Raw genomic sequence first — 23,196 nt, 5'->3', positions numbered from 1 at the left:
CTTACCGCCGCAGCTCTAGATTGTAGACATCGGCGAAGTTGAAGTCCTTGGCGACGAAGATACCGACCTCCTCGCCCTGGTTCTTTTTCAGCACCGGCCGGATATTGATGTTGTTCTGGAGCGCGATCGCGGCCCCTTCGCTCGGCGCACGCGTGACATTGTTGAAATTGCCGTTGCCGCTCGATGCGGCCTGCCCGGCAATATAGGCGGCGTCATCGACGAGCGAGAGCAGGAGCGCGCCGCCGAACCGTGCCCAAAAGAAGCTGTCGACCGCCCCAGCAAGCCCGGCGCGGCCGAGCGCGTCTGACCCAGGCGAGGCAAGGTCGATGCGGACGCCTTGTGGCGTCACCGCCCGGGTCCAAAGCACAAAGAGGCGGTTCTGACCCTGTTGGATACCTCCGCGATACTCGCCGAGCACGCGCGTGCCCTTTTCCATGAGCACGACCCGGCCATTCTCGGAGTAGACATCGCGCGGGATCATGCAGGACGTGTATCCAGGCTGCGCGGAATTGATGGCCGTCTGAAGGGTGCAGGGAATCAATGTCCCCGCAGTGATCAGAAAATTGCGATTGGGGAGCATCGAGGCTCGCGCTTCGCCTACGGCCGAACTTTGCCGCAGAAGATCCAGCGCATTGGGCGCCCCGCCCTCAGCGCTCCCTGGCGTTCCTGAATTTTCGGTCGGTTGCGCGCCCGAGGCCGCCGCCGGACCTTGCGAGGTCTCCCCACCGAGATCGCGCCCGCCATAGGCGATGAGTGTCGACCGTCGCGCCCGGTCGGCGAGGTTGGGCCGGGCGCCCGTCCCTCCTGTCGGTCCTGGCGCCGCACCGGGCTGCATGGCAGGGACGATCTGACCGTCGGGGCCAGGAACCCCTGCTGCGGGATTGAGCACAGGTGCGTTGGGATCGCTCCCGCCTGCGCCCAGCGGTCTCGGCTGCGGAGCGACCGCCGCGTAATCGACGGTTTCCCGCGCCACGATATCGCGCCGCTCTTGGGCCGCCCCGCCCGGTGCAGTGAGGTCACGATTGGAGCCCTGTTGGCTCGTCCCGGAATTAACCCACAGGATGCCCAGTACCATCGCCGTGCCGGCAAAGATGAGGGCGGTATTGCGCTTGGAAGGCGTCATCCCCCCGATCGGCTCGATACCGCGCTCGTGCAGGATCTCGTCTTTCTCCGGCGTGAGATCGGCGCTCGGCAGAAGGCGCGAAACGGAGGATGGATCTTCGGCCATGGCTCATTCCTGCGGATGTGTGATGGTGCGCTCGACATGGGGCGACCCGGTGTTCGTCCCATGATCGACCCCATAGGGTTCTGGCGCCTGATTATAGATGCACAGCACCTCGCCGCCTCGCCGAAGGCGCAGCTGACGCGCCACCAAATGGACGACGACGAATTCGTCGCGGACGTCGAAGGGGACCAGCGTCTCAGATCCGTCCGGTCGCACCAGATATATCGCCGGCACCTCGCGGTTCGCGGGGAAACGCAACACCGTGAACTGCCCGTTATCGGAGACCTCCGACGGCTGAAGCTCGCTGGAGCCCTGCACCTTGTAGTTCATGTTGCGAGGCCCTTCGACGACCGCATGATCGAGAGCGCCGCGAACGGCGCGGCCCTCTAGGGCAGCGGCCTGCATGGCAATCTGCGCGGCCCTGAGACGCGCGGCGCGGTCGGCGTCGTCCCTGGGATATCGGAACCGCACCTGAAAATAGGCTTGGCCGTTGCGGCCCGTGATCGGACCGCTGCGAGCGGTCAACTCGAACGCATAGCTGCGCAATTCGCCTCCGCGCGACGTGGTGACGATGAGATTGGTCGGTCCGGCACGCTCACGCGGCTTGAGGAACAGGATGTGCCCGGCGACGGCGACCTCCCAAGATACGGTGTCGCCCAGCGCGACGTGCTGGATCGTCTCATCGTCGCTCAGGACAATCTGCGTTGCGGTCCGGAACGTGCCGACGATCCGATAGACCTCGGTCTCTTCATATTCGACGAACTTGACGCGCGGGTCGGACGGACCACCTCGCGGAACTTCGACCGCGTGCGCCGCCGTTACAGGCACCAGCGCGCAAATGATGGCGGCGGAGAGTGCCCTCATCGGATCACCTCCGGATCGGCACGATAGTTTTCGACCTGGAATCCCAGCGGGTTCCGGTAGCGATCGCCTTCCGCCATGGGCGCGTTGGCGTAGGCGAACGTGATCGTGGCGATCCAATCGCTGTTCTGAACGTCGGTCTCGGTCTGGACCGTCCGCGTGAACCGCACATTGGCGACGCGATCGTTGATGAAGGCGATGTTGCGCACGCGCGCTTGCACGACGGCATTCTTGCCCCAGACATTTTGGGGACTTGCGCCATTGTTGCTGCTGTAGAAGCGCGCCCAGCGCTGCTGTTCAGTCGGTTGCGAGAGGATCGTCACGAACCGAAAATTTTCTTCGGCCGCTGCCGGGATCCAGCTTTCGCGGGTTCTCACATACTGGGCGAGGAAGTATTTGGTGACCGCCTCATCGTAGCGCATCGGCCGCTGGGTGAGCGCGGTCTGGACATCCACCGCGCCGGTGGTCTGGTTGACGCGAATAACATAGGGCACGACAGTCTTGAGAGGTGTCAGAGCCGCAACTGCGAAGATCGAGGCCGCGGCCAGGAGTGAGGCGATGGCCGCGATGCTCCAAGCGATGCGGGTCGAGCGCAGCGCGTTCCGGATCCTGTCCTGATCCCAGCTTCGTGCGTCCCGGAAATAGCGCTGCAGCCCCGATGCCGGCACGGCCTCCGAGCGGTCATCAGCAGCTCGCATAATGCGATCCCCTTGGTGCGAACGAGACCTTGTCGTCCGAGGTAGACGGCGACGGCACGGCGGGCGGCGGGGGCGGATCGCCGTCTCGAGGATGGGACAGGGGCGGTATGGGCGGCGCAACTCTTGGTGCCGTGGTGGCAGGCACTGGCGAGCCAGGCAGGACGCTTCCGTAGATGTTCACGTCTCGCAGGCGATGACCATTGCAAACCGCGAGCTTCTTGGGTCCGGAAGCACAGCCCGCGACGCCGAGCACAGCTAAGCCACCGACTAGGCAAGCGACGCTGCGGCGGAAGCTCGAGGCGGAAATTCGCGGAAAAAGGAAAGTCATGATGATGCCTCACTACGCCGATTCGATGGTGCCGCCGCGACGAGCGGCGCGCTCCAAGTTGCGACTGTTGCGCATGACGCGACGCTGTCGGAAGGGAGATGCCATCGTCCCCCAAGCCGTTCCGGCGAAGGCACCCACGCCGGCAGCCGCGCCCCCGGCTATTCCCGTCGCGATGGCCGGAGCCTGGAAGAAGAAGATCGTCCCCAAAAATATGTACGCTGCAAACAGGACAGCACCGAAAGCCGTATCCACGACGCCTTCAGATGCTGCTGTTGCAGCCGCTCCGAGGTCTGTGATTAGGGTCGTGATGGCTATGATTACAGCAAGGAGAACGATATAGTTGAATACTTGGCCCAGCCAGCCGTGGAAAAAACGCCTCGTTGGCTCGAAAAGAGCTAGGGCGATGAAGATGGGGCCAAGCGCGATAATGATCGCCAACGCAACTTTGGCAAATATGGTGATAGCGAATCCAACCGCTGCCGAGAGCCCAACTAATGCCTTCAGCCCCAGGCTCAGCGCATAGAGGACCAGTTTATATGGGTTAATGTCGCTGTAGGTTGCGGCTTCAGTCTCTATCCGCGCAACTATAGCATCACTTTGAGTGTAATAGTCGTCGAATGCCTCTCCTACTGTGTCGATCGTCTTACCGGCGAGAGCTTGGGAGATCGCATCGGGCATTCCGTGGAAGAGCGGCGTCGTGATCCAATCGGAATAGGCGACCGTCGTCGCAGCAACATACAGCAGGCAGAGCTTCACCATCCGATAGAATAGCTCACCCCATGGTTCGCTGATGATGCCCCGCATCACCATGTAGCCGAACAGGGCGATGTAGATAACCAGCCCGACAGCGAGCGGACCACGGACAACCTCTACGACGTTTTGGAGACGCTCGTTGAGGAAAAGATCAAGCTTCCCATCAACGTTCGCGTAAAGTGAATTGAACATGTCCGTGGCCATGCGAGGCTCCAGGGCGCTGGATTATTTCGAAAGCGACCGCATCTTGTTGTCGAGGATCCGGAGGCTTTCAGCGTTGGAACACTCCTGTTCGTTGGGATGTGATCCGTCGGCACAGGCCTTGACGAGTCCTCTGAGCTCTTCCGGGTGAGAGGTTAGATAGTCCTTCCCGCGCGGTGCCCGCTCGCATCCTGCGAGCATTCCCGCTGCGGCAAACCCAAGCAGCAAAGCTCTCGCGGTCATTGCGACAAGCTTTCTAGCTTCGTCGCCAGTATCGCTTCGCTTTCGCGCTGTGATCGCAACTGGACGTCTGCTTCTTGCCGCATTCGCAGCGCCTGCAATTGCAAGGCGTCGTTCTGGATATGGGCATTCTCGACCCCTACCCTCGCCTGGATATCCATGACCTGCTTGGCGTCCGAAGCGGTATCCAGCGAGGTTCTCAGCTCTTCGAGGCCGGCGGTACGCTGGGCCGACACGCCATAGGCCGCCTCCGCGATCGCGGCGTCGCGCGCTGCGAGGTCGCCGTTCCGCAAGAGGTTATCGCGGGACGCGCGCTCATACGCCGACGCACCTGGCCGCAATTCCGGCAAAGCGATGCGGTTGGCGTCCCGGATACGGGTCGCGGAGCTCCCGAGCGAACCCAGGCTGGCATTGTCCGACGACATCAGCCGACTGATGTCACGGGCCTCCCGCGGCAGAAGATGGCGCATGGCATCGGTGGAAAGAGATGATGCGATGCCGTTGACGTCGGTGACCTGGTTGAAGCTGCCATAGAGCTGCTTCGCTTCTGCGATCTGCTCCTTCCCCTGATCGATCATCGACAGGGTGTTTTTCACCGTGGCCAGCGCCTGCAGATAACCGGAGCTGTCGTAGACGGGGATGCCTTGCGCAACTGCAGGCCCCGCCATTCCTAGGGCGATGGCGCCAAGTGCTGCGTATATGCCCTTACCCATAGCTCATCCTTTCCTGATCGATGCAGACCGACGCTGCTGGTGAAAAAGAGGCAGCCATTTCGCCGGGTCGTCGCCGACATCAGCGCGAATGGCATCGAGGAGCGTCACGGTTTCCGTGGTGCCCGAGAGCACCGCGAGCTCGTCGGAGAGGCCGCCCAGGTCCAGTTCCACCACGATCGAGTCATGACCCTGCTTGATGAGGAAGCGGCGAGACTCGGGGTTCAGGTCGTGACGGACGAGCTTGAATTCCGCCTGGGTCAGGCCCAGCCCGTCGATATAATCCGTTTCACGCCCATAGGGGTTGGGCAGCAGGATCTTGGTCGCGACCTGCTCCATGATACTGTGTGAGATATCCGAGCGCAGCGCATCGGCCGGGCTCTGCGTGCCGAAAACCAAGAAGGCGTTCTGCTTGCGGTAGGTCTTCAGGCCATCCTGGGCAAAGGCGCGGAAAGCGTCATCACCCAGCGCCTTCCAGAACTCATCGATGTCGATCACCAGTCGGCGGCCATCCAGAAGGCCGTCGATGCGATGGAACATGTACATCATGATCGGCGTGCGAACTTCCGGATTGTCGAGGAAGTCGGTCATGTCGAAGCCGAGGAACGGCGCATCGAGCGACAAAGCATCGATCTCGTTGTCGAACACCCAACCCAGCGATCCGCCCCGCGACCATTTCTCAAGTCGAGCGCCGATGCCTTCCGGGTCGCGCTGGCCGAGCAGCTGGCGCAGGGCCAGAATGGATCGGTTCTCCGGTGCGAGCCGCCCGAGCGACGCCAAGCCTTCGTCGATCATACGCTCCTGGGTGACGCCCAGCGGGCCGCCCGGCGGCGTCACCAGCTGCCGGATCAGACGACCGAGAAAGACGAGGTTGCGCGGTCCATATTCGAGCGCCCGCAGCGGCGCGAAGCCGGTTGGCTCCCCGTTCTTCAGCGTCAGATAGATCCCGCCAACAGACCGCACGTAGATCTCGGCGCCGCGATCCTTGTCGATGAAGATCTGCTGCGCGCCCGTCTTCTCGAGCTGCGCCATCAGGAAGTTCTGAACGACCGTTTTGCCCGCGCCCGAGGGACCGATAATGAGCGTGTGGCCGAGATCCCCGACATGGAAGTTGAAATAGTAGGGCGATTGCGCGGCCGTCTTCATCAGCGCGATCGCCGGACCCCAATGATTTCCGCTCGGCCGGCCCGCGGGATAGGTATGGAAGGGTGCCAATGCGGCGAAATTCCGCGATGTGATTGCCGCCGGCCGCGCCCGCCACGCGAAGTTACCGGGAAGCTGAGCCCAGAAGGCTGCTTCGAGCGCCGGACCTTCCCTCGCCGACACCAGACCAGCGTCCGCGAGCGCCGCCCGCGCGGCCGACAGATTATCGGCGAGCCGCCTCTGGCTCTCGGCAAACACCCCAAGCGAGAAGTGATGTTCGCCCAGCACGAACCGATTGCTTTGAAGATCGTCGGCGGCGTCTTCAAGGTCGAGCGCCTGGCTTGCTGCCGCGTCCTCGGTCGAGGCCATCTGGTTCTGTCGCCGGCGCAGCCTTTCGGCCGCGCGCGCCTTCCCCATGAAGGTGAAGGATTGCGACACGACGAACGCGAAATCCTGGCCGAGCAGAGCGTTCATCTGACCGGGACGGGTGAGCGCAGGATATTCCCGGATGCCGAAAATCCCCAGCCAGCGGCTCGCATCATGGGCGCGGATCTCGACCGTCTCGCGTCCGAAGATCACCCGCTCGCCGTAGAGTGCGGATCCAAGATGGCCTCGGACCAGCGGCACCTTGGCCTTGGCGCCCATCATGACTTGCTCGAGCACTTCGAGCGGCCTGGAGAATAGGAGGCCATTTTGCTCATAGAGGCCGAGCCGTGCGGGGCTGCACCGCCGGAGGAGCTTTTCGATATCGCGCGCCTTCTCCTCGAAGCGGGCCAGTTCGTCAGGGTCGATTTCTTCATCGGCCGCCCTGGCCTTGGCGATGCGCTTGAGGAGAAGCCCCGTCCGATCGGCCGAGCCGACCGCCGGCCGCATGATCAGCGTCAGATAGTGCTCGTTGACGAACATGCGCTTGGCAGTCACCCGCGCGCGATATTTTTCGTCCAGTTCGGCCGCGAAGTCCGAGCGGAATTGGCCTTCGGGATAGTCATCGACCGGGCGGCGAACGATGTGGGTCCAGAGCGCGAGCCGGTCGTCGGCAATGTTGCGCCAGGTGCCGTTGAGCTTCTCATGCCAGTCGTTGAGGTGGATCGGATCCGCGGTTTCGAAGGCGAGCCCCTCGAGGCGGAACATCATCATGAGGTCGCCGCTATCGAGCGCGATCACCTCCGACGTCACGTGGCGCGCATAGGGCAGATAGCGCCCAGGCTCGGCCTCTTGCCGCAATATGCGCCACGGCGTCTTGCGCGGCGGGAGCTGGGCAGCCGCGCTAGCCACGCGCAAAGCCCTTGCGTTTCAGCCCGGCGACCGGGAGCGGCGAATAGGAACTGCCGCCCCACCAGACGCGGTTCCGGTTGCGCGCCTTGGTCATGGTCCAGAGGGACAGCAGCCGGAAGGCGTTGGCATCATGCCGCACGATGAGCCGTGCAACAGCAAGACAGGCGCCTCCGATGGCGCCGGCATAGAGCGGGTTGCCGCTGACGATCAAAGTGAGACAGGCGGCAAGCGCGATCGGCAACGAGGCTTCGAGCGGCACGCCGAGCCACATCGTCGGGCGCGTGACCGCGAGAAACAACGTCTCCTCGCGCAGCCGCTCGTCCAGCGCGGCGCTCTCCTTCACGCGCCACCCGTGATGGTGTCGACGATCCACTGCGCGCTGAAGACGATGAAGATGCCAACAATGACCGTCACCAGAAGGCCGAGGCTGGCGCGCCCGGTGAAAAACATGAACCCGACGATCACGACCGCGATCACCGCGATGGTCTTGGCGAAGGTCCCGGTGAGCCAGGTCTTGATGTTCTCCGCCATGGACGTGATGCCGTCGGCACCTTGCGCGTGCGCAGGATCGCTCAGCAGTATCGAGACAAGCAGCGCCAATGCCATCACGCCGATGATGCGCAGCAGAAGTCGCGCCCATTGTGGCCGTCCGCCCAGGTGGGCGGTGATTGCTGTCATGGATGCTGTCCTTTCTGAGATGCGGCCCCGTCGCCGAACACCATGAGCGAGGCCTGGCTCGCCCTCGCCGCTGTTTTCCACCCGGCTGCGGCCGGGGGCGAAACAGGGGTATCGGGTGGCGGAGCGAAGGCCGGAGCCGCTGGGGCAACGACCGAGTTTCTGGTTGCCGGCGCCGTACTCCGGATCAACGGAATGACGGCCGACGCGCTGGCATAGACCCTGGCGACATAGCCGTTGCGAAAGCCGCGCTGCCGGTCGCCGGTATTGTACAGCGACAGGGCGGTCGCGATCGCGTGATCGCGGCTCGGGGCAAGGCGCGCGACCGCCTGGTAGTTGGTCGCTAGGACACGCGCGGCGGCGGCTAGGTTGGAGCAGGGCTCGAATGCATTTTCCACCGAAAGCCCCAGCCAGCCGAGATTGGCGCTGTTGATCTGCCCCAGGCCGAGATCGATGTTGTAGCCTCGACCAATCAGGCTGCGCGCCGCAGCGATTGCCTGCGCCTTGGTCGCGGGCTTTGGCGCGCGCACGCCGGGACTATTGACCCCGATTGCGAGACTGTTGAACCGGCTCTCCGTGTGGACGATCGAAATGAGCGTCTCAGGCGCCACCGTCGGTGCGCAAGCTCCTGCAAGCGAAAGAAGGGTGGCGACATCGAGGATCATCGGCGGCCGCCGTCCAAACGCTCGATGCCGGCCAGCGAGAAGGTCTGGCTGCGGCCGTCGTTGAACGTGATGACCACCCGGCGGCGAGTTGTGGAATCGCGATCATAGACCTTCGTGCGGGCGACGCCGCCGCTACAGCCGGGAAAGGCGCCGCCGGTGGCCAAGCGTTGCCATAGCTTGGTCATCGGCGACACGCATTGCGCGTATTGGGTCGCGCCACCGGGATTGGAAAGACACAGGAGAACCTGGCAGCCCAGGTCATTCGCCGCTGCCGGTGCGCTTGGAAGGGCTGTGGCGAGGGCGAGTATCGCCATGCCGAATATTGCACGTTGCATCGGGTCTTCCCCCGCGAGAGACAGCTCCCGCGTCGGGAAATGCCGTCAGCTATCCGTTGGATTTCACCTCTCTTTTGTTCCGACCGCGCTCGATTTCGGCAATCCCCCTAGCCGGGGGGGGAGTTGATCGGTTTGCTGCCGCAGGAATTCGGACAGAGCGCCTTCCTGGTCGGGCCGGAGAGCATCGATTGCGGCGAGATGGTCTGGCGGATCGCCGCCGAGCAGGATGGACGGGCACTGCCCGTCATAATTGCCGAGATTGGGGCGGTGCTGCTGGTAGCCGACCAGCGCGGCAAGCTCGGGATCGAATGCGCTGGCCACCTCGGGCGGATAGGTCAGCCACTGGTTCTCATAGGGCTTCAGCCAGCCGAGGCAGTAGCTGACGATGATGCCTCGGCGCACCGCGTTTGAACGATTCGCGCCGGCGCCATGGAGGGTCGATCCCAGGAATATGATCGCCGATCCCGGATCCGCTTCGATGGCGACCGGCTCCGCGCCGTCGTCGCCCTGCCCGCCATTGTGGCTCCCCGGCCAGACCAGCGTCGCCCCATTTTCGGCCTTGAACGGCGAAATCGGCCACATGACGTTGACGAGATATTCGAGCTCGCCGGTCGGACCGCGCCACATGTCCTGATCCCGGTGCGGAAATTGCGCTGGCGCCCCCGGGTGCAGCTCGAGCGCTTGCGTGAGGTTGAGCTGGACCGTGTCGCACCAGGGCTCGAGGATAGCGTGGACGAGGCGCATGACGGCAGGGTTTTGGACAAGACTTTCAACCGTCGGCGCGCGCTTCAGCAGGCCACCGAAGCGTTTTGTCCGAGGGCCGTAGAATCCGCCCTGGCAGAAAGGCGTGGCGGCAAAACGCGGATGGAGGGATCGATTGATCTCCTCGATGCGTGACCGAGACTCGACATCCCGCAGGATGCAGAAGCCGTGCTGCCGCAGATTTTCGTCGGCTTTGGTCGCGGCGGAGACGCCGCGCGGTGCGATCGTGGCCATGATCGCCCTCCTCATGCTGCGGCGGGAAGATCGGCAAGGCCGACAGGGCGGAAAATGCCGCTCGCGCGCAGCTGCTCGCGCGTTCGGTCGTCCACATCGATTTGCAAGGCGACGAGACTTCGCCCTTGCTCGGACGTGGGAAGACCCAATGGTCGGCAAGTCCAGCCGAAACCCAGGATCTGCTGGAACCACGGCCACTCGGCGACCCCGGTGAAGCTGTGGATCTGGTTGGCGAGGGCATATTCGACGAGCGCGGTGACCAGCTGATTGCGCAGCTCGAGACGCTCCCGGGCGCGCAATTTTCGCGCAAGGCAAAAGCGGGTGATTTCCAGGATAGCACTGCCGCGCGGCGGCGCTTCCTCGCAAAGATCCGGGAAGATCGTGCCGAGAATATGCTCGTGCGTGGTCGGCAGAAGCCGTGCGGATGCCCGGTGTTCCCCGTCGTCCCCGGTAACAACGATGTAGACGGCGCGATCATTGTCGAACTGATCGATCTCGTAGCGACCGGCGATGACCGGAACGTCCCAGCGAAGAAGATCGACGAAGACCCGCTTGCGCTCCTCGAACATGGAGCGAAACAGGCGGTGTTCCATGGCTTGCGAAAAGCCGGTCCCGATGTGCATGACAGCCTCCTTTTGGTGAGGCCTGTCAGTCGATCAGAGGCGGCTTTTTTGCGTTATCCCCAGTTCTGGGGAGATCATCGGCCGAACACATCGGCAAAGCTGATTTGCCCTTCGAACAAGGCGCGAATGGCGAGGAGGGTGCGCTTGGTGACGCCATAGCGGTCGCGCGCATCCTTCACATGCTGGATCACCGTTTCCTGGCCGATGCCGAGGATCTGGCTGATCTCCCAATCGGTCTTGCCCCGCGCGACCAGCGCCACGCATTCGGCCTGCCTTTCGGTCAGGCTCGGGCATTCGGATTGCGGCGCGTGGATCCGGGAAATCTTGCGTGCCGCTTCGAACGCGAAGCTGCCGACGAGCTGCACGAACGGCAGCTGCCGATGGTCGAGCATCTCGCCCGCCGCCATCGCGAAGGAACAGGATCCATTGAGCTCGCCAGGAATATGGGCCGGAACGGTGAAGCCGTCGCCCAGCCCGGCCTCGTAGGCTTCTGCCAGGATCGAGCGATCGGCGGCCGTCAGAGAGATGATCGACTGAACCGCCGACCAGGCAAAGCCCACATTGGTGCGATGGCTGGCGCGGTGGATCGGGTCGCTCGCATAGAGGCGTCTCGCCTGGAAGCGCTCCACCCAGTCTTGCGGATAGTCGACGATGTGGACCGAGCGAACCGCAGGCTTCAGGTCGACATGATGGACCAGGGCATAGTGCCGAAAGCCCATGGCCTTCGTGATTTCGGCCATCAGGTCAGACAAGGCCGTAGTGTCCTTGATCGCGCCAGCGACAGCGCAGAAATCCTGAACTTGCCCAAGCCCGATCATCATATGGCCGGCGAGATCAGAGCAGCGCTTCCATGTTGAGATGACCATCGCGAACCGCGCGCAGCACCAGCTGCGTGCGTCGTCGCACGCCATAACGCCTGCGGGCCGATTCAACATATTCGTGCACGGTGTCGCGGCTGAGGCCGAGGATCTGGCCGATCTCCCAGTCGCTTTTGCCTTGCGCGACGAGCGCGATGCATTCGACCTGGCGAGGGCTGAGAGGGACGCAGGCCAATGGCCCTGCCCTTTCGCCAAGCAGCTCGCGCGCCCGATCATAAGCGACCGAGCCGAGCAGACGGGCGGTCAGAACCTCTTCTGCACTCAGCGGCTCGTCGCGTGATCGGGCCGCAGTGAAGATCGCCTCGGGCTCGCCCGGAGTCCGGATCGGCAAACTGTAGCCCGATGCAAGGTCATGATCCCGGGCGCGGTCAAGGATGCCTCGCTGGCGCGGCGTGAGCTCCAGCACGTCGCCGACACGGTCCCAGGCCAGTCCAGAGGGCGTACGTGCGCAGGCCGCATGAATGGGATCTTCGATATAGTGGCGTTCTTCTAGAACTTCCTCGAGCCAGGCCGACGGATAGGTTGTGAGGAACAGGCTTTGCTCGTCGCCGCGCCGAAGGTCGATATTGTGAAGCAGCGTGAACCAGCGGAAGCCAAGATCGCGCACGGCGGCATCGATCGTGCCATGCAGATCGCCAAGGGTTTCAGCACGCTGACAGTCCGTCGCAAAGCGCGTGAGATCATCAAGGCGGCCGCAGTCTTTTATCCTGTTCGCCATAGGCGACGGAAGCTCGTTCGCGAGGAGACGGCTCGTCCACACCTAAGCGGCGAGCGCCATGATTATCAGGATGAGTTGAGAACGATTCGCAACAATCTACGATTAGAATGGATCGCCTATGACACTTTATCCGCCGGCAAAGTGTCATAGCTGACAACCCGTCTGCGGCCGCCGATTTGGGATTCACATTGATCCTGCTTTGTGCTTGATTCCATCATGTTATGTTTCATGCAGGCAAGCCTCTTGAACCCTCCATTGGCTGTGATGTCGCGGCCGTGCTCGAGACGCTGGCGACCGTATCGAGCCGGCCCCGTTATGCCTTCATGCTGCTCAACCTGATCGCCCAGGTGGCGGGGCCAGATGGAAGCGCCGGTCCCTGGGTCAGGCGGAACGATGGGCTCGTTTCCCTGCGCGATTGGCTATGCGACGCATTGACCCCGATGGCCCAGCGTGGTCCGCGCAGCATTACGCTGGCCGAGCGGGTCGAGAGCGACCTCGCTAGAAACGGACTGCTCCCCGGCGATCCGGAGAAAAGGCGCGGCGTGATCGCGGAGGAAATGCGGGCACGCATTCGCACAGCCGGCAAGAGTAATCTCAGTCGCGCCGTTTCCGAACTGGTGAATGCAGGCCTGCTCCGCCGACATTATCAGGGCTATCGCGTCGACCATCGGAACCGTGGCGGCCAGCGCCACGCCGTCTATACCTTGATCGGCGATGCTCTGCGTCTAGTGCCGGGTATCAGCTCCACACCGAATCTGCCCGTGCAAGGCGAACTTGCCCTCCCAAGATGATTGCGCAGTCGAACCGGGATTGCTGCAGTAGTGTGCTGTGAGGTCGGGTAACGATGTCCGAATAATAAGGCCAGTCAGAACGTCAGCATTGACCTTGCCGGCAATTACATCAGCCATTCCCGTCAAGGATCGCCATGGCCTTCTTCGACGCGAATGGATTGTCAGATTCGGAATGAAGCCGGGCACGCGAGCCATATAATCGCGGTAAACCTCGCCGAAGTTGGCTAGCGCCTCCTTTTCCTCATGCCGAGCCAGCCGAATATACATCACGACGAGCACCGGAAACATAGCAAGGGTCAAAAGGGTCGGCCATTGTAGCAAAAAGCCGAGCATGACGAGAATGAAGCCGACATATTGCGGGTGCCGGATCCGGGCATAAATCCCAGTAAGGGCCAATTGGTGTTTGCGCTGACTCAAGTGAAGGGCCGTCCATGCAACCGAGATCAGCCAGTAACCCACGCCGATCAGCACAAAGCTGGCGATGTGGAATGGACCGTAATCGGGATTAACTCGCCAGCCGAACATCATCTCCAGGAGATGTCCAGCATCGTGGCTCCACCAGTCGACAGCGGGGAAATACGACTGGAGCCACCCCGAAAGCACGAAGATCGTGAGCGGGAAGCCATACATTTCCGCGAAGAGCGCTATGATGAAAGCGCTGAACGCCCCCAAACTGCGCCAGTCTCGTTTAGTTGCCGGCTTGAAGAAGCTGAACGCAAAGAGGATGAAAACGGCGGCGTTAACCAGCGCGAGCCCCCACAGACCATAGCCATAGTCGGCGTGCGTCATCGCGACTCTCCTTCGATGCGGCCGTTGGGATTGGCCGGTAAGCCGGCGGGTGCCTGACCGGGCTCATGGCCATGCTGATGCCCACCATGGCCGCGGTGCATGAACAGGTGCATGAGCGGGCAGGCGAGCAGGATGAGATAGGGCAGCACACCCAGGAAGTGCGCGGTATGCTCGGTGAGGAGGAAGAAGCTAGCGACGAGCAGGAAGCCGATCAGAACGATCTTGCCGCGCTTGCGCATGCGATGGTCATGTTCGCCCATATGCCGTCCTCTTCTGGTCAACGTCCGGGCAGCATAGGCTCGAGTCCAAGGAGCAAGGTATAAGTAGAGACCGAAGTCCCCCGGGCATCGCGCAGGCATGGGTAAGGCGATCGATGGGATCGGCCATCGGCGTTCGGGCGACGCAGCTGTCGGGGAGCAGCAGTCGTGCTGCGGATTTTGCGTATAGGCGTGCGGCGTCCGCGAACCAATGCTGCGCTCACGAACATAATCGTGAGAGGCAGGCCCGCGTCCATGCAAAAGAGAAAGAAACGGCACCATTCCCGCGTGACCATCTTCGAGCGTGAAGCAAGGATCGATCTGGCCAAGCGCCCGGCCGATGGTCTCGGCGTTGCCTTTCTCGGCGCATCGGGAACGGTCACAGGGTCGCGTTATCTGGTGGACGATGGTGAAACTCAGATCGTGGTCGATTCCGGCCTGTTTCAGGGACCCAGGGATCTGCGCCGCCTTAATTGGGCATCGATCCCACCCGAAGTCGCGGATGTCGGCCAGGTGCTGCTGACCCACGCCCATCTCGATCACTCGGGCGCACTACCGCGCATGGCGCGCCTGGGCTGGGACGGGACCGTCCTTGCCACGCGGGCGACCGCGGCCCTGTGCGAGCTCCTTCTTCCCGACAGCGGCCATCTGCAGGAAAAGGATGCGGAGTTCGCCAACCAGCACGGCTTCTCCAGGCACCAGCCGGCGCTGCCCCTCTACACCCAGGCCGACGCGCGTCTGGCATTGCAGCTCTTCCGCCCGATCGAGTTCGGAGCGTGGCATGCAGTCACGGACGGCATCAGGGTGCGCTACCATCGCGCCGGCCACATCCTCGGCGCGGCGTCGATCGAGATCGACTGGAAGGGGCGGACAATCCTCTTCTCAGGCGACATCGGCCGTTACGGCGATGCGGTGATGAAGGATCCCGAGCCGCCCGCGCGCGCCGACTATGTCCTAGTGGAATCGACCTATGGCGATCGGCGCCACGAGCAGGTCGATCCGACAAAGACGCTTGGAGATCATGTCGAACGATGCGTCGAGAGAGGCGGGACGGTGGTGATTCCGGCCTTCGCCGTGGGACGGGTTCAGTCGCTTCTCTATCATTTCTCGCGTCTGCGCGCGCAGGGACGCCTCCGCGACATCCCGATCTTCCTCGACAGCCCGATGGCGATCAACGCGAGCGGGCTGATGTGCGATTTCATGGACGAGCATCGCCTGGCCCGCGCCGAGTGCGAAGCGGCGTGCAGCGTCGCGCACTATGTGCGCGAAGTGGAGGAATCCAAGGAACTCACCGCCAACCCCGCTCCCAAGGTCATCATCTCGGCCAGTGGAATGGCAACGGGCGGCCGCGTGCTCCACCATCTCAAGCGCTTCGCGCCGGATGGGAAGAACCTCATCCTCTTCTCAGGCTTCCAGGCGGCGGGCACCCGCGGCGCCGCCATGATCGGGGGCGCCCGGACGATCAAGATCCACGGCGAGTATATCCCGGTCGAAGCCGATGTCGCCAACCTGACGATGCTTTCGGCGCATGCCGACAGCGACGAGCTCATGCGCTGGCTCGGGTCGCTGCAAGAGCCCCCGCGCCATGTCTATGTCACGCATGGCGAGCCGACCGGCGCCCAGGTCCTGGCGAAGCGTGTCTCGGAGGATCTGGGCTGGGCATGCAGCGTACCGGCGCTGGGTAGCTGGGGCATGCTCGCGTGAAGCCCGGGATCATCGAGGACGCCGAAGTAGAGCCTGTCGCGACGACGCTGCGGGCACACCGCCTCGGCCTGTCGGCTGCCGGAGGTGATCTGATCGCGGTCATGCGCCAAGACTGTCCCGTCTGCCGCTCGGAAGGTCTCGCGTCGCGCGCGCAGGTCGCGCTGCACGCCGGCGGGCGGGAAATCGTCGTCTCGCTGCTGCACAGTTCCGCGGAGGCTCCAGCGCCCGGCGAGATCGGCCTGTCCGAATCCGCATGGCGGCTGCTCGGCGTCAGCGAGGGCGATCCGGTCGAGATCGCGCACGCCCAGCCTCTCGCCTCGCTCGCCGAAGTGCGTCGGCGCATCTATGGCAATCGTCTCAGTGAAGGGGCTTTTTCAGCGATCATGACCGACATCGCCGAGCGACGCTATAGCGATGTCCATCTCTCGGCGTTCATCACGGCATGCTCAGCGGTCCCGCTCGATACGGACGAAACGATCAGCCTGACCAGGGCGATGGTCGATGTCGGCGAGCGATTGCAGTGGTCCGGAGCGGTCATCGTCGACAAGCATAGCGTCGGTGGATTGCCGGGCAATCGCACCACGCCGATCATCGTCTCGATCATGGCCGCGGAGGGCCTGATCATGCCCAAGACATCGTCGCGGGCGATCACCTCGCCGGCCGGCACGGCGGACACGATGGAGGTGCTTGCACCTGTCGACCTCGACGTTTCCGCCATCCGCAAGGTGGTCGAGCGCGAAGGCGGCTGCATCGCCTGGGGCGGCGCCGTCAATCTCAGCCCGGCCGACGATGTGATCATCGGCGTTGAACGAGTGCTCGATATCGATGCCGTAGGGCAGATGGTCGCCTCGGTGCTGTCCAAGAAAATCGCGGCCGGTGCGACCCATCTGGTCATCGATATCCCGGTCGGGCCGACCGCCAAGGTACGCGGAACCGATGCCGCCGATACGCTCGAGCGCGCGCTGAGCTCGGTCGCCCAAGCCTTCGGGCTTCGCACGCGCGTGATGCGCGGCCCCGGCGCGGAGCCGATCGGACGGGGCATCGGCCCGGCGCTCGAGGCGCAGGATATCCTTGCCGTCCTCCAGGGGCAGCCGGGCGCCGAGGATCTCGCCCACCGGGCCTGCGAGCTGGCGGGAGGACTGCTTGAGCTCGCTGACGCGGCCCCGGCCGGCGAAGGCTATGCGCGTGCGCGGGCGTGTCTCGAAAGCGGCGGGGCCTGGGCCAAGTTCCAACGTATCTGCGAAGCGCAGGGCGGCATGCGGGCTCCACCGGTCGCCCGGTTTCAGCAGGATATGATCGCTCCCTATAGCGGCCGCCTGGTGAGTATCGACAATCGCAAGCTCGCGACGGTCGCGAAGCTCGCCGGCGCGCCGGTGGCCAAGGCCGCTGGCGTCGCACTGCAGTGTCGGCTGAACCAGATGGTGGATGCCGGGGCTCCCTTGTGTAGCATTCATGCCGAGAGCCCGGGCGAGCTCGACTATGCGGCGGCCTATGCCGTGAGCGACGGGCCGATCTTCGGGATTGAAGCGCTATGAACCGTCCCGTCCTGTTCGCGCTGCCTGGCAGCGAGGCCCTGGCACAGCCGCTATCCGCCGCGCTCGATGCAGGGCTCTGTTGCAAAAATCGTGAAGCTTGAGCATGCTTGGCGGAGATTGGACGGACGGAACGATGACGGATTTCAAGTGGCGCCATTTCCAGGGTGATGTGATCCTGTGGGCGGTGCGCTGGTATTGTCGCTATCCGATCAGCTATCGCGACCTTGAGGAAATGCTGGCGGAACGCGGCATTTCGGTCGACCATACGACGATCTATCGCTGGGTCCAGTGCTACGCCCCGGAGATGGAGAAGCGGCTGCGCTGGTTCTGGCGGCGTGGCTTTGATCCGAGCTGGCGCCTGGATGAAACCTACGTCAAGGTGCGGGGCAAGTGGACCTACCTGTACCGGGCAGTCGACAAGCGGGGCGACACGATCGATTTCTACCTGTCGCCGACCCGCAGCGCCAAGGCAGCGAAGCGGTTCCTGGGCAAGGCCCTGCGAGGCCTGAAGCACTGGGAAAAGCCTGCCACGCTCAATACCGACAAAGCGCCGAGCTATGGTGCAGCGATCACCGAATTGAAGCGCGAAGGAAAGCTGGACCGGGAGACGGCCCACCGGCAGGTGAAGTATCTCAATAACGTGATCGAGGCCGATCACGGAAAGCTCAAGATACTGATCAAGCCGGTGCGCGGTTTCAAATCGATCCCCACGGCCTATGCCACGATCAAGGGATTCGAAGTCATGCGAGCCCTGCGCAAAGGACAGGCTCGCCCCTGGTGCCTGCAGCCCGGCATCAGGGGCGAGGTGCGCCTTGTGGAGAGAGCTTTTGGCATTGGGCCCTCGGCGCTGACGGAGGCCATGGGCATGCTCAACCACCATTTCGCAGCAGCCGCCTGATCGGCGCAGAGCGACAGCCTACCTCTGACTGCCGCCAATCTTTGCAACAGAGCCGACGCAGGACCGGCCCCGCGATTCCAAGTCAATTTCCGAGACCGTTTTCTGGAAAGTGGATTTGTATGATCCGGGCCTTGTCAAGGTCGCATTGAACGGTTCCTTCTGTTGACGCGTTGGGGGGCACACGCAATGCTCAGGGATTGGCTTCATTCGTTCCGGGGTCAGCTGATGCACTATCCGTGCATAGACTTGTATCCGGTCGCGGCCGTGCCCGCGCACCATAATCCGTATTCACATCCCCGGATCGAGCAAAGGCGGATGCAGACCAAACTACTACTGGGCGTTTTCAGGCGCCATCAACTTTCCCGGTCACACATCACACCAATCCGCGTCGCCTTATCGAGCCTGTTGCAACATAAGCATCAGGCGGCGCGGAGCTCGGCACCTTGAGGGACCAGACCGGTCTCCACAAAGCGCCAAAGCGCGATTAACAATTTTCGGGCGAGCGCAACGATCCCCACCTTTGCCGCGCGAGCGCCGTTGCCTTTGAACCGGTTGCGATACCAAACGGTCAGTTCGCTACTTGGCTGATATTTCAACCAACACCAGGCAAGTTCCACCATCTGCACACGTGTGCTTCGGTTACCGGCTTTGCTGATGCCCTGATCACGCGACACGTCGCCGCTGGCGAAGGGCGCCGGAGCTAACCCAAGGAAGGCCGCGACGTGTCGTCGGCTTTCGAACTTTCGGCAAAAAACCTCTGCAACCAACATTGCCGCGCTGTTCGGACCAATGCCCTTCAGCTGCTCAAGGCGAACCGCTTTCTCTCGGCATGGGAAGGTAGACTCCTCACGGAGCACAACTTCAGCGCGGTCCCGCTCGATGTCCTTGATCTGATCGTTGAGCAACGCGAGCCGTTCGAAACAGCGCTCAATTTGTCGACGAAGGTTTGGTGGCAAAGGCCGCCCATCGCCTGTGCGCATGTCGTCGAGCTGTTTTGACCAGTCACCGCCCTTGATGGCTTTGACAGATCGTATGCCCTGTAATGCAAGTAGCCCCCTGATCCGAGAGATAATTCGGGTGCGCTCGTGCACGAGATCGCCGCGCTCCCGCATTACTCTGCGCGCGTCCTCCTCCTCGGGGGAGGGCACGTCCACGACACGGCACACGCTTTTGTCTCCAGCGAGATAGGCTTTGAGGATCCCGATCATTGCTTCGGCATCGATCCGGTCGGTTTTTGCGCGCCTGCCTCGCCGCGACACAAGGAAGCTGGCGGGATCCAGCACATACGTATCGATGTCGTTCGACCGCAGTAGCCTTGCGAGCCAGAAGCCATCATATCCAATCTCGAAGCACAGGCGAATGGCGGCAGGTTCACCGAGACGATCAGCGGCCTTGCACTCAAGATTGCGAAGGTGACTGATCAGTGCCGCGCTGTTCCCGGCAGGAATTGTCCGCAGCGAAGGCTTCGCCGCTCCTGGCGACAGCGACGCAACAAGCCAGTTGCGCTTGCTGAGCTCAACGCTGACAATGACAGAAGTCTTGGGGCAGTAATCTGACGACGAGTTCTCCATTGTAGCGTTCTCCGTGAGGTTTGACGGAACAACGGCATAGCCGATCCGGCCTGCATAGGATCTATTACGACACAAGCCTGACGTTTGGCAGCGAAGCGCCTTGGGACGCGGCGCAGACCAAGCGCGTTCTCACCATCATGTTATCGTGTGAATACTGATACTTGGCTCGTCACGCGCCGCGCCCGATCGGGCGCGGCCGATGATGAAGCGACCGCCCTGAACGGCCAGTGATTTGTTGTGAAATCGCGCTACCCAGCGTAGTGTATGAAGCAGAAAGGATGATGCGATGGCTCAGATCGATCTCAAGGCGCTGCGCGCGCGCATCCGCAAAATGGAATTCGAGCGCGGCACCCCGGAGCAGGTCGCGTTGTGGCGTGAGGATGTGGCCGAAGCACGCGCCAATCTCGCGATCGAGGACATGACCCCGACCACCGATGAGGACGCGATGTTCGCCATGATGCTCGACGAGGGCGTGCCGCCCGCGTTGATGTCGTCGATGATTCTCGAACTCTACAAGCCCGGAAACCGCCAGATCGCCGCCTGACCTTGGCCAGCGATCCCTACACCTATCCCGGCACCGATACCCTTCGGAACAAGCTGGGGATCACCGACGACAAGACGCTCACCGAAGCGGAGCGGCGATTCACTCAGGCGCGCGGCGCGGAGGCCGCGCGCCTGACCTTTCCGGCCACGGCCGAAGGCTACCGCGAACTGCACAAGCACCTGTTCCAAGACCTCTACGAGTGGGCGGGCCTGGACCGCACCGTCAATATCGCCAAGAACGGGTCCAGCTTCGCGGCGGTGCCCTATCTCGCGCGCGAACTCGACAAGCTGTTTGCCGACATGCACTCGAGGAACGGCCTGCGCGGCCTTCCTCGAGACGAGTTTTTCGATCGGCTCGGCAACCACATTAACGAGATCAACGCCATTCACCCCTTCCGCGAAGGCAATGGCCGCACCATGCGCCTGCACGCAGCGCAGATCGCGCGCGAAGCAGGGCATCCAATCCGGATCGCCTTGATCGACAAGGATGCGTGGATGGAAGCCTCGCGCCACGGCTTCCTGACCGGCGATCATCGCCGCATGGCGACTGTCCTCGCCACCGCGGCGATCCGGCGGGATCTCGCACCCGAGACGCGCATCGGTCCCACCGGGATCGCCATGCTCCCCAACCGCGCTCCGCCCGAGGGGCAACGCTACAGGGTGACGCTCGCCAAGGCGCGCGAAGAACTGGACCGCTATCTGCCCGCTGCCCGCCAGCAGGCGGCCGACCGGCTGCGCGGCCTCATCAGGGAAGGCGCGTCATCAGCCGCCATCGCGAATGCGCGCACCGAGCTTGCCTATGTGCGGCACGCCAAGGGGCCGGTCTATCAATCGCATCTTCTGACCTATCTCGGCATTCGACAGGTCGATGCGGTCATCAGCGCCAAGCAGACCCCGCTTGAGCGCGTGCGCGAGATCGGCGCGGCGTTCGGCATCCAGATCAATGCCCAGCAGCAGGCCCAGCTTCAGCGCGCCGTGCGGGCGCTGGAAAAGCCGATTCTGCCTCCCGGTCATTCGCCGGGCCAGGACAGGCTTGCCGCGCAGTTTTTGACGAACACGGCCGAGATGAACCACGCCGATCCGCGCCTTGCCCCTGCCCAGTCGATCGTCGATGCCGCCATAAAAAGCGCGCGAGATCGGGGGGAGAGCGCGCGCATGGTGGGGACGATCGGAGAGTCGACGCGGCAGCTCGTCGCCGATCGGATCAAATCCGGAGGCGAACTGGATACCGAAATCGGTCGCGCGTCTTCGACGCGGCCGCCGCCGCGCGACAGGGAGCGGAGCCGTTGAACGCAACGGCTTTGTCGTTGCGCTCGGCGTTTGTCTCCACAGCTTGCGCTAAATCCGAAGGCCCACCAGCATCCGTTTTAGCACCATAGAGACCGTCGACCGCGAGGCAGCTCGCACCTAATCGTGCCACTTTGGCCTGTTTTCTGCTCGCAAGGAGCAGTGCGATACTGCAACTTCCGGCCAACGACTCTCATTTTGAGGTGGAGTCATGGAGTTGTTCAATATTGATGAGCGAGAGTTGGATGCCGAATTGAAGGTTTGTGGCGACGAAGAAGACGCGCTCACCCGCCTTATAAAGCGGCATCTTGCTGAGGCTGCTTATATATTCGCTAGTCTGATGAATGGAAGAATCCACAAGGCCGTGCGCGATGGAACTCAGGAGTCAGAAGAAGATATTCGCGGCCAATTCGAAGACTACCAGAAATGGATTTACGAGAGCTTATGCACTCCCGGCTTCGAGCGGTTCGCCAGAACGGCAATCAGCGCCCTCACACACCACTGAGCGTTTGGAGCCCAGCGCCGCCCCTTGGCGTGCTCCGCACGACAAGAAGCGAAGCCGTGCGGGAGACAAGGCCCCGTTCAGCTAGTCCGCACAGGCTCTATTATTGGGCGAGCGACATCCCCAAACTGCAAGACTTCGAGCGCTTCCTGACAATGGATGGCTGCTTTGCCCTGGTTGGCCTTGTCTAACAATTTGATCGCTGTCTCGATGAGAACAAGGGCTGCGGTAACTTCACCTTCTGACGGTTTCTTCGGTTTCATGGGAGTCTCCCAACATTCCGGCACTGTAGGATGTAACGCGGCATCGTAATGCAGGACGCTCTTTTGGGCGACATTTCTGCGAGCGCTTCGCAACAAGCGCCCAACTCTTACACATTTGTCGTTTTCAGGCTATATGGGTCTGGTCATGGGCCGCCACACGCCCCTTTTGGGGAAGTGCAAAAGGGCGGCCCTTCCATTTTGTTCGGTTTTCATGGCTCTGTCGCAAAGAGCTTCTCGATCTCCGCCATCGGCATGAACAGGCGGTTTGGCTGTTCGGCCAATCTCAGAAACTCGTGCCGCTCATAGAATGAGATCGCGGCATCGTCCTTGGCATCGACCACGACTGCCAAAGAGGCCGTCTCGCTGCGCAGACAGCGCCGGAGCGCGTCCAGCAAAAGTTCCGTTCCCAGCCCCCTCCCTCGCCCTTTTGTATCGACCGCGAGACGGCCGAGCAGCGTTGCCGGTAGCACTGGATAGCGCGGCAGTTTCTTGACGAACGCCGCCGGCAGCTCAGCCGCTTGGATCGACGTGTTCGACAGCGTGTAGAAGCCCAGGACACCGTGGGACGGCGGCTCTATCAGCACATAGGGCGCGGCGACGCGACGGCGCGCATCCTGGCCGGCTTGCGACTGTAGATAGCGGTCCAGCGCTTCGACGCTACAGGAGAAACCGGAACGATCGTGGCGTGCCGTGTCGAGAAGCTCGATAACGGGCCTTGCGTCAATGCTCACG

General features: G+C 62.6%; 27 protein-coding genes and 1 pseudogene. 8 read left to right on the top strand and 20 right to left on the bottom strand.

The genetic code is table 11. The features are described 5' to 3' along the window. Position 1 precedes the first annotated feature (1 nt). The 15 genes from virB10 to TZ53_RS22555 all read right to left on the bottom strand — a co-directional run bounded on the left by virB10 (position 2) and on the right by TZ53_RS22555 (position 12,324). A complete protein-coding gene (gene virB10, locus TZ53_RS22620; RefSeq protein ID WP_013849913.1) occupies positions 2-1,228 on the bottom strand; it encodes a type IV secretion system protein VirB10 in 1,227 nt (408 codons plus the stop codon). 3 nt (positions 1,229-1,231) lie between these two features. Further along, positions 1,232-2,089 (bottom strand): P-type conjugative transfer protein VirB9, encoded by an 858-nt coding sequence (gene virB9, locus TZ53_RS22615; protein ID WP_013039064.1) that lies wholly within the window; start codon positions 2,087-2,089, stop codon positions 1,232-1,234. Continuing rightward, positions 2,086-2,784 (bottom strand): virB8 family protein, encoded by a 699-nt coding sequence (locus TZ53_RS22610; protein ID WP_013039065.1) that lies wholly within the window; start codon positions 2,782-2,784, stop codon positions 2,086-2,088. Before TZ53_RS22610 ends, virB9 begins: the two co-directional genes overlap by 4 nt. Before the next feature lie 340 nt (positions 2,785-3,124). Then, positions 3,125-4,069: a type IV secretion system protein gene (locus TZ53_RS22605; RefSeq protein WP_013039067.1), complete on the bottom strand. Its 945-nt coding sequence runs from the start codon at positions 4,067-4,069 to the stop codon at positions 3,125-3,127. Between the two features lie 21 nt (positions 4,070-4,090). Continuing rightward, positions 4,091-4,267 (bottom strand): EexN family lipoprotein, encoded by a 177-nt coding sequence (locus TZ53_RS27990; protein WP_418361288.1) that lies wholly within the window; start codon positions 4,265-4,267, stop codon positions 4,091-4,093. Positions 4,268-4,305: 38 nt separating this feature from the next. Beyond that, complete coding sequence (locus TZ53_RS22600; protein WP_007683402.1) at positions 4,306-5,019, bottom strand: type IV secretion system protein; 714 nt, start codon at positions 5,017-5,019, stop codon at positions 4,306-4,308. A 3-nt stretch (positions 5,020-5,022) separates the two neighbouring features. Next, on the bottom strand, positions 5,023-7,440 hold the full coding sequence (locus tag TZ53_RS22595) for a VirB4 family type IV secretion/conjugal transfer ATPase (protein ID WP_013039068.1): 2,418 nt from the start codon (positions 7,438-7,440) through the stop codon (positions 5,023-5,025). After that, complete coding sequence (locus tag TZ53_RS22590) at positions 7,427-7,777, bottom strand: type IV secretion system protein VirB3 (RefSeq protein WP_044663235.1); 351 nt, start codon at positions 7,775-7,777, stop codon at positions 7,427-7,429. Before TZ53_RS22590 ends, TZ53_RS22595 begins: the two co-directional genes overlap by 14 nt. Beyond that, positions 7,774-8,112 carry a TrbC/VirB2 family protein gene (locus TZ53_RS22585; protein WP_013039070.1) on the bottom strand — a complete coding sequence of 113 codons (339 nt, stop codon included), beginning with the start codon at positions 8,110-8,112 and terminating at the stop codon, positions 7,774-7,776. The genes TZ53_RS22590 and TZ53_RS22585 overlap by 4 nt, the downstream gene beginning before the upstream one ends. After that, on the bottom strand, positions 8,109-8,774 hold the full coding sequence (locus tag TZ53_RS22580; protein WP_021224381.1) for a lytic transglycosylase domain-containing protein: 666 nt from the start codon (positions 8,772-8,774) through the stop codon (positions 8,109-8,111). The genes TZ53_RS22585 and TZ53_RS22580 overlap by 4 nt, the downstream gene beginning before the upstream one ends. After that, positions 8,771-9,109 carry a hypothetical protein gene (locus tag TZ53_RS22575; RefSeq protein WP_044663234.1) on the bottom strand — a complete coding sequence of 113 codons (339 nt, stop codon included), beginning with the start codon at positions 9,107-9,109 and terminating at the stop codon, positions 8,771-8,773. Before TZ53_RS22575 ends, TZ53_RS22580 begins: the two co-directional genes overlap by 4 nt. Before the next feature lie 63 nt (positions 9,110-9,172). Continuing rightward, on the bottom strand, positions 9,173-10,105 hold the full coding sequence (locus TZ53_RS22570; RefSeq protein ID WP_013039073.1) for a phytanoyl-CoA dioxygenase family protein: 933 nt from the start codon (positions 10,103-10,105) through the stop codon (positions 9,173-9,175). Positions 10,106-10,116: 11 nt separating this feature from the next. Then, on the bottom strand, positions 10,117-10,728 hold the full coding sequence (locus TZ53_RS22565) for an acyl-homoserine-lactone synthase (protein ID WP_007683387.1): 612 nt from the start codon (positions 10,726-10,728) through the stop codon (positions 10,117-10,119). Between the two features lie 74 nt (positions 10,729-10,802). Continuing rightward, complete coding sequence (locus TZ53_RS22560; RefSeq protein ID WP_229742691.1) at positions 10,803-11,480, bottom strand: LuxR family transcriptional regulator; 678 nt, start codon at positions 11,478-11,480, stop codon at positions 10,803-10,805. A gap of 82 nt (positions 11,481-11,562) precedes the next feature. After that, positions 11,563-12,324 (bottom strand): helix-turn-helix transcriptional regulator, encoded by a 762-nt coding sequence (locus tag TZ53_RS22555; protein WP_013849920.1) that lies wholly within the window; start codon positions 12,322-12,324, stop codon positions 11,563-11,565. Between the two features lie 221 nt (positions 12,325-12,545). Between TZ53_RS22555 and TZ53_RS26335 the strand changes: the two genes are divergently transcribed. Beyond that, a complete protein-coding gene (locus TZ53_RS26335; protein ID WP_013039076.1) occupies positions 12,546-13,115 on the top strand; it encodes a hypothetical protein in 570 nt (189 codons plus the stop codon). A 117-nt stretch (positions 13,116-13,232) separates the two neighbouring features. Here the strand turns inward: TZ53_RS26335 and TZ53_RS22545 are convergent. Then, positions 13,233-13,904: pseudogene (locus TZ53_RS22545) on the bottom strand (methyltransferase family protein); the annotation flags it as partial. Further along, positions 13,901-14,164 carry a DUF2933 domain-containing protein gene (locus tag TZ53_RS22540; protein ID WP_007683380.1) on the bottom strand — a complete coding sequence of 88 codons (264 nt, stop codon included), beginning with the start codon at positions 14,162-14,164 and terminating at the stop codon, positions 13,901-13,903. The gene TZ53_RS22540 and the pseudogene TZ53_RS22545, both read right to left, overlap by 4 nt. Before the next feature lie 252 nt (positions 14,165-14,416). Between TZ53_RS22540 and TZ53_RS22535 the strand changes: the two genes are divergently transcribed. The 3 genes from TZ53_RS22535 to TZ53_RS22525 all read left to right on the top strand — a co-directional run bounded on the left by TZ53_RS22535 (position 14,417) and on the right by TZ53_RS22525 (position 18,298). Then, positions 14,417-15,865: an MBL fold metallo-hydrolase RNA specificity domain-containing protein gene (locus TZ53_RS22535; RefSeq protein WP_031304554.1), complete on the top strand. Its 1,449-nt coding sequence runs from the start codon at positions 14,417-14,419 to the stop codon at positions 15,863-15,865. After that, entirely contained in the window at positions 15,862-17,400 is a 1,539-nt protein-coding gene (locus TZ53_RS22530; RefSeq protein ID WP_044663231.1) for a thymidine phosphorylase family protein, read from the top strand. The genes TZ53_RS22535 and TZ53_RS22530 overlap by 4 nt, the downstream gene beginning before the upstream one ends. Positions 17,401-17,533: 133 nt before the next feature. Beyond that, positions 17,534-18,298, top strand: coding sequence for an IS6-like element IS6100 family transposase (locus TZ53_RS22525; protein ID WP_001389365.1), 765 nt, complete (start codon positions 17,534-17,536; stop codon positions 18,296-18,298). A 419-nt stretch (positions 18,299-18,717) separates the two neighbouring features. Here TZ53_RS22525 and TZ53_RS22520 read toward each other — a convergent pair whose 3' ends face one another. Then, positions 18,718-19,869: an IS110 family transposase gene (locus TZ53_RS22520; RefSeq protein WP_044663230.1), complete on the bottom strand. Its 1,152-nt coding sequence runs from the start codon at positions 19,867-19,869 to the stop codon at positions 18,718-18,720. A 20-nt stretch (positions 19,870-19,889) separates the two neighbouring features. Between TZ53_RS22520 and TZ53_RS26945 the strand changes: the two genes are divergently transcribed. From TZ53_RS26945 to TZ53_RS25760, 4 genes are all read left to right on the top strand, one after another. After that, positions 19,890-20,027 (top strand): DUF3768 domain-containing protein, encoded by a 138-nt coding sequence (locus TZ53_RS26945; protein ID WP_157009854.1) that lies wholly within the window; start codon positions 19,890-19,892, stop codon positions 20,025-20,027. A 128-nt stretch (positions 20,028-20,155) separates the two neighbouring features. Beyond that, complete coding sequence (locus tag TZ53_RS22515; protein ID WP_044663229.1) at positions 20,156-20,413, top strand: hypothetical protein; 258 nt, start codon at positions 20,156-20,158, stop codon at positions 20,411-20,413. A gap of 2 nt (positions 20,414-20,415) precedes the next feature. Continuing rightward, a complete protein-coding gene (locus tag TZ53_RS22510; RefSeq protein ID WP_044663228.1) occupies positions 20,416-21,702 on the top strand; it encodes a Fic/DOC family protein in 1,287 nt (428 codons plus the stop codon). 208 nt (positions 21,703-21,910) lie between these two features. Then, positions 21,911-22,204 carry a hypothetical protein gene (locus TZ53_RS25760; protein WP_052628272.1) on the top strand — a complete coding sequence of 98 codons (294 nt, stop codon included), beginning with the start codon at positions 21,911-21,913 and terminating at the stop codon, positions 22,202-22,204. Positions 22,205-22,281: 77 nt separating this feature from the next. On the opposite strand, the gene TZ53_RS26940 is transcribed toward TZ53_RS25760, so the two are convergent. Then, positions 22,282-22,464, bottom strand: coding sequence for a hypothetical protein (locus TZ53_RS26940; protein ID WP_157009853.1), 183 nt, complete (start codon positions 22,462-22,464; stop codon positions 22,282-22,284). A gap of 209 nt (positions 22,465-22,673) precedes the next feature. Then, complete coding sequence (locus TZ53_RS22505; protein ID WP_044663227.1) at positions 22,674-23,195, bottom strand: GNAT family N-acetyltransferase; 522 nt, start codon at positions 23,193-23,195, stop codon at positions 22,674-22,676. Position 23,196 lies beyond the last annotated feature (1 nt).

The sequence above is a fragment of the Sphingobium sp. YBL2 genome, assembly GCF_000943805.1.
In the GTDB taxonomy this organism is placed as follows: Bacteria; Pseudomonadota; Alphaproteobacteria; order Sphingomonadales; family Sphingomonadaceae; genus Sphingobium; species Sphingobium fuliginis.
This window is presented reverse-complemented; position numbering and strand designations above follow the sequence as displayed.

Excerpts from the sequence above, each read along its gene's own strand:
- TZ53_RS22610 (WP_013039065.1), bottom strand. The coding sequence starts at position 2,784 with ATGCGAGCTGCTGATGACCGCTCGGAGGCCGTGCCGGCATCGGGGCTG.
- TZ53_RS27990 (WP_418361288.1), bottom strand. The coding sequence starts at position 4,267 with ATGCTCGCAGGATGCGAGCGGGCACCGCGCGGGAAGGACTATCTAACC.
- TZ53_RS22525 (WP_001389365.1), top strand. The coding sequence starts at position 17,534 with ATGACGGATTTCAAGTGGCGCCATTTCCAGGGTGATGTGATCCTGTGG.
- TZ53_RS22580 (WP_021224381.1), bottom strand. The coding sequence starts at position 8,774 with ATGATCCTCGATGTCGCCACCCTTCTTTCGCTTGCAGGAGCTTGCGCA.
- TZ53_RS22575 (WP_044663234.1), bottom strand. The coding sequence starts at position 9,109 with ATGCAACGTGCAATATTCGGCATGGCGATACTCGCCCTCGCCACAGCC.
- TZ53_RS22565 (WP_007683387.1), bottom strand. The coding sequence starts at position 10,728 with ATGCACATCGGGACCGGCTTTTCGCAAGCCATGGAACACCGCCTGTTT.
- TZ53_RS26335 (WP_013039076.1), top strand. The coding sequence starts at position 12,546 with ATGTTTCATGCAGGCAAGCCTCTTGAACCCTCCATTGGCTGTGATGTC.
- TZ53_RS22605 (WP_013039067.1), bottom strand. The coding sequence starts at position 4,069 with ATGGCCACGGACATGTTCAATTCACTTTACGCGAACGTTGATGGGAAG.
- TZ53_RS22585 (WP_013039070.1), bottom strand. The coding sequence starts at position 8,112 with ATGACAGCAATCACCGCCCACCTGGGCGGACGGCCACAATGGGCGCGA.
- TZ53_RS22540 (WP_007683380.1), bottom strand. The coding sequence starts at position 14,164 with ATGGGCGAACATGACCATCGCATGCGCAAGCGCGGCAAGATCGTTCTG.
- TZ53_RS25760 (WP_052628272.1), top strand. The coding sequence starts at position 21,911 with ATGGAGTTGTTCAATATTGATGAGCGAGAGTTGGATGCCGAATTGAAG.
- TZ53_RS22520 (WP_044663230.1), bottom strand. The coding sequence starts at position 19,869 with ATGGAGAACTCGTCGTCAGATTACTGCCCCAAGACTTCTGTCATTGTC.
- TZ53_RS22570 (WP_013039073.1), bottom strand. The coding sequence starts at position 10,105 with ATGGCCACGATCGCACCGCGCGGCGTCTCCGCCGCGACCAAAGCCGAC.
- virB10 (WP_013849913.1), bottom strand. The coding sequence starts at position 1,228 with ATGGCCGAAGATCCATCCTCCGTTTCGCGCCTTCTGCCGAGCGCCGAT.
- TZ53_RS22535 (WP_031304554.1), top strand. The coding sequence starts at position 14,417 with ATGCAAAAGAGAAAGAAACGGCACCATTCCCGCGTGACCATCTTCGAG.
- TZ53_RS22600 (WP_007683402.1), bottom strand. The coding sequence starts at position 5,019 with ATGGGTAAGGGCATATACGCAGCACTTGGCGCCATCGCCCTAGGAATG.
- TZ53_RS22555 (WP_013849920.1), bottom strand. The coding sequence starts at position 12,324 with ATGGCGAACAGGATAAAAGACTGCGGCCGCCTTGATGATCTCACGCGC.
- TZ53_RS26940 (WP_157009853.1), bottom strand. The coding sequence starts at position 22,464 with ATGAAACCGAAGAAACCGTCAGAAGGTGAAGTTACCGCAGCCCTTGTT.
- TZ53_RS22515 (WP_044663229.1), top strand. The coding sequence starts at position 20,156 with ATGGCTCAGATCGATCTCAAGGCGCTGCGCGCGCGCATCCGCAAAATG.
- virB9 (WP_013039064.1), bottom strand. The coding sequence starts at position 2,089 with ATGAGGGCACTCTCCGCCGCCATCATTTGCGCGCTGGTGCCTGTAACG.